The organism is Novosphingobium naphthalenivorans NBRC 102051 (assembly GCF_001590985.1).
Lineage (GTDB): Bacteria > Pseudomonadota > Alphaproteobacteria > Sphingomonadales > Sphingomonadaceae > Novosphingobium > Novosphingobium naphthalenivorans.
On the sequence record NZ_BCTX01000026.1, the window covers coordinates 20,108 to 34,528 of the forward strand.

The 14,421-nt window shown below is 65.7% G+C and carries 14 protein-coding genes; 13 read left to right on the top strand and 1 reads right to left on the bottom strand.

Going from position 1 to position 14,421, the window contains the following annotated elements:
- The first annotated feature begins 26 nt into the window (after positions 1-26).
- The 3 genes from NN5_RS10375 (at position 27) to NN5_RS10385 (ending at position 3,324) form a co-directional block, all read left to right on the top strand.
- Positions 27-317: a 4a-hydroxytetrahydrobiopterin dehydratase gene (locus NN5_RS10375; RefSeq protein WP_067734136.1), complete on the top strand. Its 291-nt coding sequence runs from the start codon at positions 27-29 to the stop codon at positions 315-317.
- 288 nt (positions 318-605) lie between these two features.
- Positions 606-2,837 (top strand): catalase/peroxidase HPI, encoded by a 2,232-nt coding sequence (gene katG / locus NN5_RS10380; RefSeq protein ID WP_067734137.1) that lies wholly within the window; start codon positions 606-608, stop codon positions 2,835-2,837.
- Between the two features lie 91 nt (positions 2,838-2,928).
- Positions 2,929-3,324 (top strand): c-type cytochrome, encoded by a 396-nt coding sequence (locus NN5_RS10385; RefSeq protein WP_084384869.1) that lies wholly within the window; start codon positions 2,929-2,931, stop codon positions 3,322-3,324.
- A gap of 11 nt (positions 3,325-3,335) precedes the next feature.
- Here the strand turns inward: NN5_RS10385 and NN5_RS10390 are convergent, their stop codons facing one another.
- Positions 3,336-3,953, bottom strand: a complete 618-nt coding sequence (locus NN5_RS10390; RefSeq protein ID WP_067734138.1) for a DNA-3-methyladenine glycosylase family protein — start codon at positions 3,951-3,953, stop codon at positions 3,336-3,338.
- 106 nt (positions 3,954-4,059) lie between these two features.
- Between NN5_RS10390 and NN5_RS10395 the strand changes: the two genes are divergently transcribed.
- From NN5_RS10395 to mraY, 10 genes are all read left to right on the top strand, one after another.
- Positions 4,060-4,377, top strand: coding sequence for a 2Fe-2S iron-sulfur cluster-binding protein (locus NN5_RS10395; RefSeq protein ID WP_067734139.1), 318 nt, complete (start codon positions 4,060-4,062; stop codon positions 4,375-4,377).
- A gap of 212 nt (positions 4,378-4,589) precedes the next feature.
- The gene (locus NN5_RS10400) at positions 4,590-5,588 is read left to right on the top strand and encodes a cysteine synthase A (RefSeq protein ID WP_067734140.1); all 999 of its coding nucleotides are present in this window, start codon (positions 4,590-4,592) and stop codon (positions 5,586-5,588) included.
- A gap of 15 nt (positions 5,589-5,603) precedes the next feature.
- Positions 5,604-5,975, top strand: a complete 372-nt coding sequence (locus tag NN5_RS10405; protein WP_306305099.1) for a hypothetical protein — start codon at positions 5,604-5,606, stop codon at positions 5,973-5,975.
- 584 nt (positions 5,976-6,559) lie between these two features.
- Positions 6,560-7,063, top strand: coding sequence for a division/cell wall cluster transcriptional repressor MraZ (locus tag NN5_RS10410; protein WP_067734141.1), 504 nt, complete (start codon positions 6,560-6,562; stop codon positions 7,061-7,063).
- Positions 7,060-8,049, top strand: coding sequence for a 16S rRNA (cytosine(1402)-N(4))-methyltransferase RsmH (gene rsmH, locus NN5_RS10415; RefSeq protein ID WP_157081086.1), 990 nt, complete (start codon positions 7,060-7,062; stop codon positions 8,047-8,049). The genes NN5_RS10410 and rsmH overlap by 4 nt, the downstream gene beginning before the upstream one ends.
- A complete protein-coding gene (locus tag NN5_RS10420) occupies positions 8,046-8,588 on the top strand; it encodes a hypothetical protein (RefSeq protein WP_067734143.1) in 543 nt (180 codons plus the stop codon). Before rsmH ends, NN5_RS10420 begins: the two co-directional genes overlap by 4 nt.
- An 80-nt stretch (positions 8,589-8,668) precedes the next feature.
- Positions 8,669-10,381 (top strand): peptidoglycan D,D-transpeptidase FtsI family protein, encoded by a 1,713-nt coding sequence (locus NN5_RS10425; protein WP_084384870.1) that lies wholly within the window; start codon positions 8,669-8,671, stop codon positions 10,379-10,381.
- Positions 10,378-11,841, top strand: a complete 1,464-nt coding sequence (locus NN5_RS10430) for a UDP-N-acetylmuramoyl-L-alanyl-D-glutamate--2,6-diaminopimelate ligase (protein WP_067734144.1) — start codon at positions 10,378-10,380, stop codon at positions 11,839-11,841. The genes NN5_RS10425 and NN5_RS10430 overlap by 4 nt, the downstream gene beginning before the upstream one ends.
- Before the next feature lie 2 nt (positions 11,842-11,843).
- Positions 11,844-13,325, top strand: coding sequence for a UDP-N-acetylmuramoyl-tripeptide--D-alanyl-D-alanine ligase (locus tag NN5_RS10435; protein WP_067734145.1), 1,482 nt, complete (start codon positions 11,844-11,846; stop codon positions 13,323-13,325).
- 17 nt (positions 13,326-13,342) lie between these two features.
- The gene (mraY, locus tag NN5_RS10440; RefSeq protein ID WP_067734146.1) at positions 13,343-14,413 is read left to right on the top strand and encodes a phospho-N-acetylmuramoyl-pentapeptide-transferase; all 1,071 of its coding nucleotides are present in this window, start codon (positions 13,343-13,345) and stop codon (positions 14,411-14,413) included.
- The last annotated feature ends 8 nt before the right edge of the window (positions 14,414-14,421 follow it).

Here is a 14,421-nt window from a genome sequence, read left to right on the forward strand (position 1 = left end):
CCGCGCGCACTGCCAAGGAGAGTGACATGACCATCCCCCGCCTGACCGATGCCGAACGCGACGAAGTGCTGAAGGGCCTGCCCGGCTGGGGCCTGAGCGAGGATGGCCTTGCTTTCGAAATCGAGCTGGAATTCGGCGATTTCAACGAGGCTTTCGGCTTCATGACCCGGGTTGCGCTCTACGCCGACAAGGCCGATCACCATCCCGAATGGTTCAATGTTTACAACAAGGTGCGCGTGCGCCTGACCACGCATGACGCAGGCGGACTGAGCGAGCGCGATGTGGCGATGGCGCGGTTCATCGACGGGATCGTCTGAGGCTGGGAACTGTAGCTGCCTAGAGCATCGTGCGTTTGATCTGCGCGGGGGCCGTTCGTGTCGAGCGAAGTCGAGACACGTTGGCCCGGCGCTGGTGTGTCTCGACACGCGCAATATCGGCTCAGCTCCAGTGCTGCGCACGCGAACAGATTATGAAACTTATGTAACTTTTCATTTCTGATCGAATTCTCCGATTACTCTAACGAGGCACTCCTGTTTTCCGCCTGTCGTGGCGGGGCGTATCCCGGCGTCCGGCTCGATGGAGCCTTTCGCAACAGGAGAGGAAAGATGTTCAGGAAAACCCCGAGGCCGCTTACGTCGCTGCTGCTGGGAACGGCTGTCGCGCTGATGGCCCCGCCGGCACTGGCCCAGGACGCGGCCGCGCCGATGGCGCCGGGCATGACCAACAAGGACTGGTGGCCCAAGAGCCTCGACCTGGCCGCGCTGCGCCAGCACGAAGCCCAGTCCAATCCCTATGGCGCGGATTACGACTACGCGAAGGAATTTGCCTCGCTCGATCTGGATGCGGTGAAGGCCGATATCCGCAAGGTGCTCCACACCTCGCAGCCCTGGTGGCCGGCCGACTATGGCAATTACGGCCCGTTCTTCATCCGCATGGCCTGGCACAGTGCCGGCACTTATCGCGTGGGTGACGGGCGCGGCGGCTCGGACGGCGGCGAGCAGCGCTTCGAGCCGCTCAATTCCTGGCCCGACAATGTCAGCCTCGACAAGGCCCGGCGCCTCGTCTGGCCGATCAAGCAGAAGTACGGGCGCAAGCTTTCGTGGGGTGATCTGATGGTCCTCACCGGCAATGTCGCGCTGGAGGACATGGGCTTCACGACTGTCGGCTTTGCAGGCGGCCGCATCGATGCCTGGCAGCCGGACCTTGTTTACTGGGGCCCGGAAATGAAGATGCTGGGCGATCAGCGCCGCGATACCAAGGGCAATCTCAAGGGGCCGCTGGCCGCCGTGCAGATGGGCCTCATCTACGTCAATCCGGAAGGCCCCAACGGCAACGGCGATCCGATCTCCGCGGCTGCCGACATCCGCCGCGCTTTCGGCAACATGGCGATGAACGACGAGGAAACCGCCGCACTGATCGCGGGCGGCCACACTTTCGGCAAGGCGCACGGCGCACACAAGCCGGAAGAGTGCATGGAGGCTGATCCTGCTTCGGCCGGTCTCGAACAGCAGGGGCTCGGCTGGAAGAACAACTGCGGCAAGGGTAATGCCGAGGATACCATCACCAGCGGCCTTGAAGGCGCCTGGTCGGCGGCCCCGACGATGTTCACCATGCAGTATGTCGACAATCTGATGAACTTCGATTGGGTCAAGACCAAGAGCCCGGCCGGGGCGACCCAGTGGATCCCGAGCGATCCGGCGGCTGCGAACCTCGTTCCCGACGCGCATATTCCCGGCAAGACCCACGCGCCGATCATGTTCACCACCGACATCGCGCTCAAGGAAGATCCCAAGTTCCGGGCCATTCTGGAAGGGTGGCGCAAGGACAATACCGCCTTCGCCAAGGCCTTTGCCCGTGCCTGGTTCAAGCTGACCCACCGCGATCTCGGCCCGTCGGCGCGCTATCTCGGCAAGGACATTCCCACCGAGAGCTACGGCTGGCAGGACCCGCTGCCCGAAGCCAGGTATGCGATGATCGACAGCGCCGATGAAGCGCAACTCAAGGGCAAGATCCTCGCCTCGGGCCTGACCGGCAGCGAACTGGTGCGCACCGCCTGGGCTTCGGCCTCGACCTTCCGCGGCACCGACATGCGCGGCGGTGCCAATGGCGCCCGCGTCCGTCTGCAGCCGCAGATGGACTGGGCCGTCAACGACAAGGCCGAACTGACCAAGGTCGTCGGCAAGCTGGAGGCGATCCAGAAGGCCTTCAACAAGGGCGCCAAGGGCGGCAAGCAGGTCTCGCTGGCGGACCTGATCGTGCTGGGCGGCAATGCAGCGATCGAGCAGGCGGCGGCCAAGGGCGGCTACACGATCACGGTGCCGTTTACGCCCGGCCGTGTCGATGCCACGCAGGCGCAGACCGACGTGACCTCGTTCGGCTATCTCGAGCCCAAGGCTGACGGTTTCCGCAACTACTATGCGGCGGACTCCTATCAGGCGCCGGCTCCCGCGCTGGTGGACAAGGCGGACATGCTGAACCTCACCGTGCCGGAAATGACCGTGCTCGTGGGCGGTATGCGCGTGCTGGGTGCCAATGCCGGCGGTTCGGCCAACGGCGTGTTCACCAGCCGTCCGGGCACGCTCTCGAACGACTTCTTCGTCAACCTGCTGTCGATGGACACGGTCTGGTCGAAGTCGGCCACGCCCGGGCTCTATGACGGCAAGGACCGGGCCAGCGGCGCTGCCAGGTGGACGGCCACGCCGGTCGATCTGATCTTCGGATCGAACTCGGAACTGCGGGCCGTGTCGGAAGCCTATGCCTCCGATGATGCGGGCAAGCTGTTCGTCGACGATTTCGTCGCGGCCTGGACCAAAGTGATGAATGCCGACCGCTTCTGAGCGGCGGGGATTTTGCAGTGAACGAGAGCAGGCGGCCGCAGGCCTGTGGCTGCCTGCTCTCATTTTGTTTCAAGAGGGTCGAGGTCAGGTAATGCGCAAGTTCCATGTGGCGATGTTGTGCCTCGCCTCGCTATCGCTGCTTGCCATTGCCGTCATGGGGCGTGCGGCCGAGGCCAGTTCCCCCAATGCCGCCGCAGCCAGACCCGGCGCTTTTGCCGTTTGCGCGGCCTGCCATTCGACCGAACCGGGCAGGACCATCGTCGGCCCGAGCCTTGCGGGCGTGGCGGGGCGCAAGGCGGGCAGTGTTCCGGGCTATGCCTATAGCGAAGCGCTCAAGGCCTCCGGGCTGACATGGGATCAGGCCACGCTCGACAAGTGGCTCACGTCTCCGCAGAAAACCGTGCCGGGCACGAAAATGCCGTTCGCCGGTATTCCCGACCCGGCGAAGCGTAAGGAAGTCATCCGCTACCTGATGACCTTGAAATAACCGGGCCGCCCCTACAGCGCCGCGTTGTTGTAGCAATGCCAGGTGAAGATCGCGGCCGAACCCCGGTGCGGGCGCCATTGCTCGGCAAGCGCGCGGGTTTCCTTTTCGCCCGGGCGCGCGTCGAGGCCGAGGATCTTGTGCAGGCCGGCCTGCACGGCGAGGTCCCCGGCGGGCCAGATATCCGGGCGGCCTTCGGCAAAGAGCAGATAGATTTCCGCGGACCAGCGGCCGATGCCCTTGATCTGCACGAGCTGGGCAATGGCGTCCTCGTCATCCTCGGGCAGGGCTTCAAGGTCGAGTGCGCCGGCAACAACGAGTTCGCACAGGGAGCGCGCATAGCCCTGTTTCTGGCGCGAGAGGCCGCAGCTGCGCAGCGCGTCGAAATCGGCGCCCAGCACGGCATCGGGGGGCAGGCCTTCGCCCAGCAAGGCTTCGAGTTTCGCCCAGACCGAAGCGGCCGCGGCCACGCTCACCTGCTGGCCGACGATCGTGCGCAGCAGCGTGGCATAGCCGGTAGGGCGGATGCGCGGTTCGGGGTATCCGGCCAGTTCGAGCGCGCGGGCCATCGCGGGTTCGCGCGCGGCGATCGCGTCGAGGCCAGAAACGAGTGCGTCAGCGGTCAAACCCATGTCGTCAGCTACCTTGCAAAAGCGGGTTGCAGCCTTTAGCAGCCTCCGGCAAACGCGCCTACCATTGCATTTTCGATACATGGTGTATCAAAGGGGATCCGTTAGTATGCCGCAGATTATCGTCGTCAATCAGTCGGGTGAGGAATCGAGCGTAGAGGCGGCTGAAGGCCGCACTCTGATGGAAGTCATCCGTGACGCGGGCTTTGACGAACTGCTGGCGCTGTGCGGCGGCTGCTGCTCCTGTGCGACCTGCCACGTCCACATCGATCCGGCTTACATGGACAAGCTGCCGGAGATGAGCGAGGACGAGAACGACCTGCTCGACAGCTCGGACCACCGCAACGAATTCTCGCGCCTGTCTTGCCAGGTGCCGGTGACGGCGGTCCTGGAAGGCTGCAAGGTCACGATCGCCAAGGAAGACTGAGAAGAGACTCCGGGAACCCACCTGACGGGTGGCTTCCCGGTTCCGGCACCAGCCCGCGCCCCCACCCGGCCTCCCACGAAAGTATACTTGATGGGAGGCCGGGTGGGGGGCGCGGGGTGGGGGGCGCTCATGATCTGCCTGCAAGTTTGGCTTGGCAGGGGTAAGGTGCAATTCGTTTGCGCCTTGCTCCTGCCTTTCCTAATTCGGGCGGTATGACTGCACCGCAAGCAAAGCGTTCGACGCTCGATCTGATCGGCAACACTCCCCTCGTCCTGCTCAAGGGGCCGAGCGAGGCGGCAGGTTGCGAGATCTGGGGCAAGTGCGAATTCGCCAATCCCGGCGCCTCGGTGAAGGACCGCGCGGCGCTGTGGATCGTGCGCGATGCCGAGGCCAAGGGGCTGCTCCAGCCCGGTGGCACGATTGTCGAGGGCACGGCGGGCAATACCGGGATCGGTCTGGCGCTGGTCGCCAATGCGCTGGGTTACAAGACGGTGATCGTCATGCCCGAGACGCAATCGCGCGAGAAGATGGACACGCTGCGCGCGCTCGGGGCCGAACTGGTGCTGGTTCCGGCCGCGCCCTTCTCCAACCCCGGCCACTTCGTCCACACCTCGCGCCGTCTCGCCGAAGAGACCGAAGGCGCGATCTGGGCCAACCAGTTCGACAATATCGCCAACCGCAAGGCTCACATCGAAAGCACCGCGCCGGAGCTGTGGCAGCAGATGGAAGGCCGGATCGACGGCTTTACTTGCGCGGCGGGCACGGGCGGTACGATTGCCGGCACCGGGCTGGGCCTCAAGGCGTTCGACGATAAGATCACGATCGCGCTCACTGATCCGCACGGTGCGGCGCTCTACAACTACTACGCGCATGGCGAGTTGAAGGCGGAAGGCTCTTCGGTCGCGGAAGGGATCGGGCAGGGGCGTATCACGGCCAATCTCGAAGGCGCGCCGATCGATACCCAGTTCCGCATGTCGGACGAGGAAGGCCTCGAATGGGTGCGGCGCCTGCTGGCGGAAGAGGGGCTGTGCCTCGGCCTGTCCTCGGGCATCAATGTCGCGGGCGCAGTGGCGCTGGGCAGGCAGCTCGGGCCCAAGGCGCGGGTGGCGACGATCCTGTGCGATACGGGCTTTCGCTATCTCTCCTCGCTCTACAATCCCGAGTGGCTCAAGGTCAAAGGGCTTCCGGTCTTCCCTTGGCTTGCAAGCTGATATAGAATCCTGCCGATGGCAGGACAGCTTCCGCCCCAGATCGCTTCCGGTATGATCGAGCCGATCACCGCCCCGCAGCGCTATACGGCGCCCAGTGCGCGTGAACTGCGTGCGCAGGCGGTGCACCGGTTGCAGGTCGGTCTGTTCGGGCTCTGCGCGATGCTGCTGCTGGTCGGCCTTGCCAACATCATCATGGACCGCGCCAGGCTGACCGACATCGAGGATCCGATCCACGACGTGGTCGCGGTCGACGCCAAGCCGAAGAAGGCGGCGACCGATCCGCTTGCGGATATCGGCGTCGTCCCGGCGGTTGAGCCCAGCCCGACGGCCACACCGGCGCCGCACCCCAATCCCATGGACAGCGCCGGAGCCAATCCGCAGCCCTGATCGCGGCTCCCGCAGTTTCCCGTTGGGAAAACCGGGGATGGGAAAGCGGGGGAATGCGGTTTCGGGGAAAATCCGGGAAATTGGGGTCTGCTTCCGCCAGATCGCTCTGCCGCGGCGATGTCACCCCTTGGCGGGGATATAGCGGGAGAAGGCGCGATTCCTGCCAAAAATGCCGGTTTTCGTGTGGCTTCGAGCGGGAAAGGCGCGTGTTGCGGCTTTCCGGTGACTGGGCGTGATGGGGATGGTTGTGGGGATTTTCCTTCCTAGGTGGGGATTTGCCGGGATGGGGAGGATTGGCTTCTTTATATATTGAAAAATAATGATTTTATGAGAAGGTTCTTCAAGGTCTGAGCCTTCTGGTTCTGGCGCATCGGGTAAGTGCTGCGCGAATTGGTGGATAAATTCCCACTGATCCCCAGTTTTCCCTTTGATCCCCACATTTCCCGTTATATGGAAACAGTCAATCGGAATGGCTGAGTCTCGCCGTGTCTCGTCTGGATGCGGAACCCTGCCGCGTGGGTGTGCGGCCGGGGAGGGGCTTCGTCGTTTTCGAGACGAAGGCTTTTTGGGCGAAACGGGGCACCATGGCGGGGCAGCCAATCTTCTACAGCGGGCAGGGCTTTTCGCTTCTACGCGACAAGAACCGCTTCGTGCTGCCCAGCGCTCTCCGCACTACCGTGCGTGAATCGAGCGGCAAGGACGTGCTGTGCCTGGCCAAGTTCCCCGAATGGAAATGCCTCGTCGGCTTCGGCCTGTCCCGCGTCGCGGAATTCGAAGACGAACTCGATCGCGAGCAGGCCCGAGCGGATGCTGCCGGGCGCCCGTTCAACCGCGTCAAGAAGGCCATGGCGCTCTACACCTTCCAGCAAGTGCCGTTCGACGGCTCCGGCCGCTTCGTCCTGCCCGAAGGGCTCGCCCGCCTCGCGAACATCGGCGACCAGCTCTACTTCCAGGGCGTCGGCCAGTTCATCACCATCTGGAACCCCGAAGAGCTCTACAAGATGGGCGATGATCCCGAGCTGGAAGGCGCGATCGAGATCTGCCGCTCGGCCGCCGAGGCGGAACTGGCCAAGGCGAAGAAGAAATGAGCGCTCCCCAATCCATGACGGATCGCATTCCCCACATTCCCGTGCTCCTTGAGGAGGTGATCGCCGCCCTGAACCCCCAGGGCGGCGATCTCGTCGTCGATGCGACGCTGGGTGCGGGCGGCTACACCCGCCGCCTGCTCGATGCCGGTGCGACCGTGCACGCCTTCGATCGCGACCCCGATGCGATCGCGGCGATCCGCGCCAATCCCGTGAAATGGCCCGAGCTGGCCATGGATCCGCCCCGGCTGGTGCTTCACCCGCGCCGGTTCTCGGAAATGGCCGAGGGCATGGCCGAAGCCGGGATCGAGGCGGTCGACGGTGTCGTCATGGACATCGGCGTTTCCTCGATGCAGCTCGATCAGGCGGAGCGCGGCTTCGCCTTCGCGTCCGACGGTCCGCTCGACATGCGCATGAGCCAGGACGGCCCCTCCGCGGCCGACTTCGTGAACGGGGCGGACGAGGCGGAAATTGCCGACGTGCTCTACCTCTACGGCGAAGAGCGCCAGTCGCGCCGCGTCGCCCGTGCCATCGTCGCGGCCCGGCCGATCGCAACCACCGGCGAACTGGCCCGGGTCGTGCGCAAGGCACTTGGCTATCGTCCCGGCGCGCCCAAGGACCCGGCGACCCGCAGTTTCCAGGCGATCCGCATCCATGTGAACGGCGAACTCGACGAGCTCGATGCCGGCCTCACGGGCGCGGAAACGCTGCTGCGTCCCGGCGGGCGGCTGGCGGTGGTCACGTTCCACAGCCTGGAAGACCGCAAGGTGAAGCACTTCCTGCGCGATGCCAGCTCGGCCGGCAAGGCAACCTCGCGCCACTTGCCGCAGGTCGCGGCCGCCGATGCGCCGACTTTCACCGGCGTCGCCAAGGCCGTGCGCCCCGGCGAAGCCGAACTGGCCGTAAACCCGCGCTCGCGGTCCGCCACCCTGCGCAGCGCCGTGCGCACCGATGCCCCCGCCCGCAATGCCCAGAGGAGTGCCGCATGAACCTTACCAGCGACCGTATCCGTTCGATCGGGTGGGCCTCGGTGCTGCTGGTCTGCGGCGCCATGACGATTGCGCTGACGCTGCGGGTCAACGCGGTGAAGAGCCAGGTCTACGACACCGAGAAGAAGATGGTCTGGGTGCAGCAGGACATCGATTTCCTCCAGACCGAGTTCCAGACCCGCTCGAACCAGCAGGCGCTCAAGCAGCTCAACGACCTCGAATTCGGCTACAAGGCGCCGGGCGCCGGGCAGTACATCGAAGGCGAGCGGCAGCTTGCGGCGCTGGGCATGGCGGCCGGGCCGGGGGCGCCCAAGCCGATCCGCTATGCCAATGCCGAAAAGCCGGTGTCGCAGGATACCGGCTCGTCCCTCCTAGCCATGGTTTCGCCGGTAGCCGGGGCGACGGCCGCAGCCTTGTCCGAACCCGCGTCCGCCACGGCCAAGGGGCGCGATCCCGAGCGTGATGAACTGGCACGCGATGCTGCGGCTCTCGGCAAGCGGCTGGCCCGCATCGAAGTTGCGGAAGCCGGTCAGCAGTGAATGCGCTCGCCTATCCGATAGGGGCGATCCCGGTGGCGAGAGGCGCTATCCCGACAGCCGCTGTTGCCGGCCGGCGCAAGATGGTGAACGTGCGGCAGCGCTCGCTGCTGGTCGCCAAGCTGCGCTCGCTCTGGGTGCTGGGCGTGTTCGTGCTGGTCGGGGTCTGCGCGCTGGGCCGCATCACGTATCTGGGGGCAACAGGGGCGACCACGCACCGCGGTGAACTGGGCGATGCGCTGATTCCGGCGCGCGGCGAGATCGTCGATCGCAACGGCGTGGCGCTGGCCCGCGATTTCCGCGTCTATTCGCTGTGGTTCAATCCCAAGGCGATGACCGAGGGACCGCCGCTGATCCATACGCCCGAGGAAGTGGCCGATGGCCTGCTGCGCATCTTTCCCGATCTGAACCGCCGCGAAGTGATCGCGCAGCTTTCGTCGGGCAAGCCGGGCTACATCCGCAAGTCGATCCTTCCCGAAGAGGCCAACCGCGTCCACGCGCTGGGCGAACCGGCGCTGGAATATCCGCTGGAAGAGACCCGGTTCTATCCGCAGGGCTCCATGGCGGCGCACGTGCTCGGCTATGTCGATAGCGATGGCAAGGGCCATATCGGCATGGAGCAGGTCTACGAAAAGCAGCTCACCAGCATGGAAGGGCGTACCCATCCGGCGGTGCTGTCGCTCGATTTCCGGGTGCAGAGCGCGCTGGAGGACGAGCTGAGCAAGGCCATGGCGCTCAGCCATGCCAAGGGTGCGGGCGGCGTGGTGCTCGATGCCGATACCGGCGAGGTTCTGGCGCTGGCTTCGCTGCCCGCGTTCGATCCCAACCATGTCAAGCCGAGCGACATGATGGTCACGCCGCAGCAGGCGAAGGAAGGCGAAGTCCCGCACGGCTTCAACCGCGTGACCAACCAGGTCTATGAGCTGGGCTCCACGTTCAAGCCGATCACGGTTGCTGCCGCGCTCGATGCCGGGACGATCACCGATCTCAGCCGCCGCTGGCCGGCAGCGCCGCTGCATGTCGGCCGCTTCACCATCCACGACGACGAGGACCTGGGGCCGACGCTGAACGTGCCCGAGATGCTGATCCATTCCTCGAACATCGTGGCCGCGCAGATCGGCGACGAACTGGGCGGCGACCGGCTGAAGAAGACCATGGAATCGCTCGGCATGAACGAGCGGCCCCAGATCGAGCTGCCAGCGCGCGGTTTCCCGATCTGGCCTTCGGGCAAGTGGCCGCGCCTGCGCACGATGACGGTGTCGTTCGGCCACGGCCTCGCCGTGACCCCGCTCCATCTCGCGACGGCCTATGCGGCCCTGGTCAATGGCGGGATCTGGCGTCCGGCGACGCTGGACAAGCTCGATCCGTCCGAAGTGCCGGCCGGACGCCGCGTGTTCTCGGCGGCGACAAGCGCGCGGCTGCGCCAGTTGCTGCGGATGATCGTGGAATACGGCACCGGCCGCAAGGCGGACGCGCCCGGCTTCCGCATCGGCGGCAAGACCGGCTCTGCCGAAAAGCCGGGCGTGGGCGGCTACCGCAAACATGCCCTCATCACGACTTTCGCCGCTGCATTTCCTATGGATAAGCCGCGCTACGTTGTTGTGGCGATGATGGATGAGCCGCAAGGTACGCCGGCGACATCGTTCCAGCGCACGGCGGCTTGGAACGCGGCCCCCGCCGTGGGACGGCTGGTGCCGCGGATCGGCCCCTTGCTCGGCATCATGCCGGACGAAACGCGCGATATCGACATTTCTGACCTCAGGCATCTGGTGCCGCAGGGAGATAGCGGCGAATGAAACTTTCGGCCCTTTGTGCGGCTGCAGGCCTTGCTCTTGATGGCGGTGACGCCAATGTCACCGGCTTTGCGATCGATCATCGCAAAGTGGCGCCGGGCACTGTGTTCGGCGCCTTTCGCGGTGCGAAGTTCAATGGCGAGGATTTCATTCCCGCCGCGATCGAGGCGGGCGCGGTGGCCGTGGTCGCCGCTCCGGAGGCGAAAGTCGAAGGCGCCGTGCACTTCGCGGATGCCGAGCCGCGCCGCCTGTTCGCCCGTCTGGCCGCGCCGTTCTTCACGCCGGTGCCCGAGACGCTGGTCGCTGTCACCGGGACCAATGGCAAGACCTCGACGGTCGAGCTGACCCGCCAGCTCTGGCGCATGGCCGGGCAGCGCGCGGCCTCGATCGGCACGCTGGGCGTGACCACCAGCGACGAGAGCGTCTCGACCGGGCTGACCACGCCCGATATCGTCACCTTCCTGGCCAATCTGACCGGACTTGCTCGCGAGGGCGTGACCCATGTCGCTTACGAAGCGTCCAGCCACGGCCTTTCGCAGTTCCGCATTGAAGGGCCGCGCGTGAGTGCCGGGGCCTTCACCAACCTCAGCCGCGATCATCTCGATTACCACGCGACGATGGAAGATTACTTCGCCGCGAAGATGCGCCTGTTCGACGATGTGGTCATGGACGGCGGCACGGCGGTGATCTGGGCCGACGATGCCTGGTCTGACAAGGCCATTGCTCACGCACAGGCGCGGGGCCTCAAGCTGCTGACCGTGGGCACCAAGGGTGAGCACATCCGCTTGCTCGGCCGCACGCCCACCGCGCTCGGCCAGAAGCTGGAAGTTGAATACCAGGGCAAGGTGCGGGTGATCGATCTCCCGCTGATCGGCGCGTATCAGGCTGCCAATGCGCTGGTTTCCGCGGGGCTGGTGCTGGCGACCGGCGGCGATGCGCATACGACGTTCGATGCGCTCAAGCGGCTCGTCACCGTGCGCGGGCGGATCGAACGCGCGGCGATTTCGCCGGCTGGCGCGCCCATCTATGTCGACTATGCGCATACGCCCGACGCGCTGGAAGCGGCCATTGCCGCGCTGCGTCCGCATGTGACCGGGCGGCTCATCGCGGTGTTCGGCGCGGGCGGGGACCGCGATCAGGGCAAGCGGCCGGAAATGGGCCGGATCGCCAGCGCGGGGGCGGACGTGGCGATCGTCACCGACGACAATCCGCGCGGCGAGGATCCGGCGGCGATCCGCGCCATGGTGCTCGCCGGAATGGGCGAAGGGGCAAGGGAAATCGGCGACCGGCGCGAAGCGATCGCGGCCGCCGTCGCCGAGGCCGGGGCTGGGGATGTCGTCCTCATCGCCGGCAAGGGGCACGAACAGGGGCAGATCATCGGCAGCGGCGAGACCATGCGCGTGCTGCCATTCGACGATGTTACGGTGGCCAGGGAAATGGCTGGCACGCTGGGAGGTAAGTGACGATGAGCGCTGTTGCCCGCATTCTCGACTGGCCCGTGGACGCGGCCGAGGAAAATTCGCAGGTTCTGTGGGACGCGGTTTCCATCGCCCGCGCCGTCAAGGGGACGGCCAACGCGGATTTCACCGTCTCGGGCGTCGAGATCGACAGCCGCGACGTGCAGCCGGGTGATCTGTTCTTTGCCCTCAAGGGCGAGAGCATGGACGGCCACCGCTTCGTCGACATGGCCTTTGCCAAGGGCGCGGCCGCCGTGGTGGTGGACCGTCCGGTGGATGGCCCGCACGTGCTTGTCACCGACACCATGGAGGCGCTGGTGCGGCTGGGCGCCGCCGCCCGTGCTCGCACCCGCGGCCCGGTGATCGGCGTCACCGGGTCGGTCGGCAAGACCGGGGTGAAGGAGATGATCTTCACCGCGCTCGACCGCGCCAGCCGGGGCGATGCCCACCGTTCGGTGAAGAGCTACAACAACCACGTCGGCGTGCCGCTCAGCCTCGCCCGCACGCCCAGCCGCGCGCGTTTCGCCGTCTATGAGATGGGCATGAACCACGCTGGCGAGATTGCCGACCTTACCCGGCAGGTGCGTCCGCATGTCGCGGTAATCACCACGATCGCGCCCGCGCATATCGAGATGCTGGGTTCGGAAGAGGCCATCGCCGACGCCAAGGCGGAAATCTTCCAGGGGCTGGAAACCGGCGGCACCGCCGTGATCCCTGCGGACAGCCCGCACTTCGAGCGTCTGCGCAAGGCGGCGCTGCGCTGCGGGGCGCATGTCGTCTCGTTCGGAAAATCGGCCGATGCGGACGTGCGCCTGCTCGATACCGTCTCGGCGATCGGCGGCGGCTCGCTGGTGACGGTGGACATGGGCGACCGCCGCGTGTGCTACACGATCGCGACGCCCGGTGAGCACCATGTCATCAATTCGCTGGCGGTCATGGCCGCCGTGCGCGCCGTAAAGGGCGATCTGGGCGCGGCCGGGGTCGCGCTGGCCGAAATGGGCGGACTGCCCGGACGCGGTGCGCGGCTTGAGATCGATGTCCCCGGCGGCGAACCGGACGAACAGGGCCTGCGCAAGGCGCTGCTGATCGACGAGAGCTACAACGCCAATCCCGCCTCGATGCGCGCCACGCTGGCGCAGCTCGGCCGCACCCCGGCCCGCCGCCGCATCGCGGTGCTGGGCGCGATGAAGGAACTGGGCAACCACGGCCCCGGCTATCACGCGGCCCTCGCCGCGCCGGTCCGCGAGGCGCATATCGACTATGCGGTGCTGGTAGGCGACGAGATGCTCGCCCTGGCCGAGGAACTGGGGAAACCGGACAACGCGGAGCTTGGCAAACCGGTGCCCTTCGCGCATTGCGCGAATGTGGGGGAAGCTGTCGATGCGCTGCGCGCATTCGGCCTTGAACGGGACGATGCCATCCTGGTCAAAGGCTCGAATTCGGTGGGGCTGGCTTCTCTTGTGACGGAGCTAAGCAAGCAGGAAGGGTAGGGGGTCGCCCCCGCAAGATGCTGTATCTGATCGCCGAGTGGTTTCATTTCGAGGGGCTGTTGAACCTCCTTCGCTATCAGTCGTTCCGCTCCGGCGCGGCGCTGATGACGGCCTTGTTCATCGGCCTGCTGATCGGTCCGAAATTCATCAGCATGTTGCGTGTCCGCCAGGGCAAGGGACAGCCGATTCGCGAGGATGGCCCGCAGTCGCACCTTGCCAAGCGCGGCACGCCGACGATGGGCGGGCTGATGATCCTCACCGCGCTGGTCCTGTCGATGCTGCTGTTCATGGACATGAGCAACCCCTTCGTCTGGGCTTGCGTCGCCGTGACCATCGGCTTCGGCGCGATCGGTTTCATGGATGACTACGACAAGGTCTCCAAGAGCAGTCACAAGGGCCTGTCGAGCAAGATCCGTCTGGTGCTCGAATTCGTCGTGGCGGGCATTGCCGCGTGGCTCATCGTGAGCCAGCTCAACACCAATCTCTATGTGCCGTTCCTGTCGGGCCGCTATATCCCGCTGGGGCCGCTCTACTACGTCTTTGCCGCCTTCGTGATCGTCGGCGCGGGTAATGCCGTGAACCTGACCGACGGGCTCGACGGACTGGCGACAATGCCGGTGATCATCGCTGCGGGCACCTTTGCGATCATCTGCTACCTCGCCGGCCGCCACGACTATGCCGCCTATCTCGGCATTCCGCATGTGCCGGGCGCCGGTGAACTGGCGATCTTCTGCGCCGGGATCATGGGCGCCGGGCTGGCTTTCCTGTGGTTCAACGCGCCGCCCGCGGCGGTGTTCATGGGCGATACCGGCTCGCTGGCCCTTGGCGGCGCGCTGGGCGCGATCGCCGTGTCGGCGCATCACGAGATCGTGCTGGCCGTTGTCGGCGGCCTGTTCGTGCTGGAGGCGGTGTCCGTGATCGTCCAGGTGTTCTGGTTCAAGCGCACCGGCCGCCGCGTGTTCCGCATGGCGCCGATCCACCACCATTTCGAACAGAAGGGCTGGAAGGAATCCACGGTCGTCATCCGGTTCTGGATTATCTCGATCGTCCTTGCGGTGATCGGCCTTTCCACTCTCAAGCTGCGATAGGAGGCCGC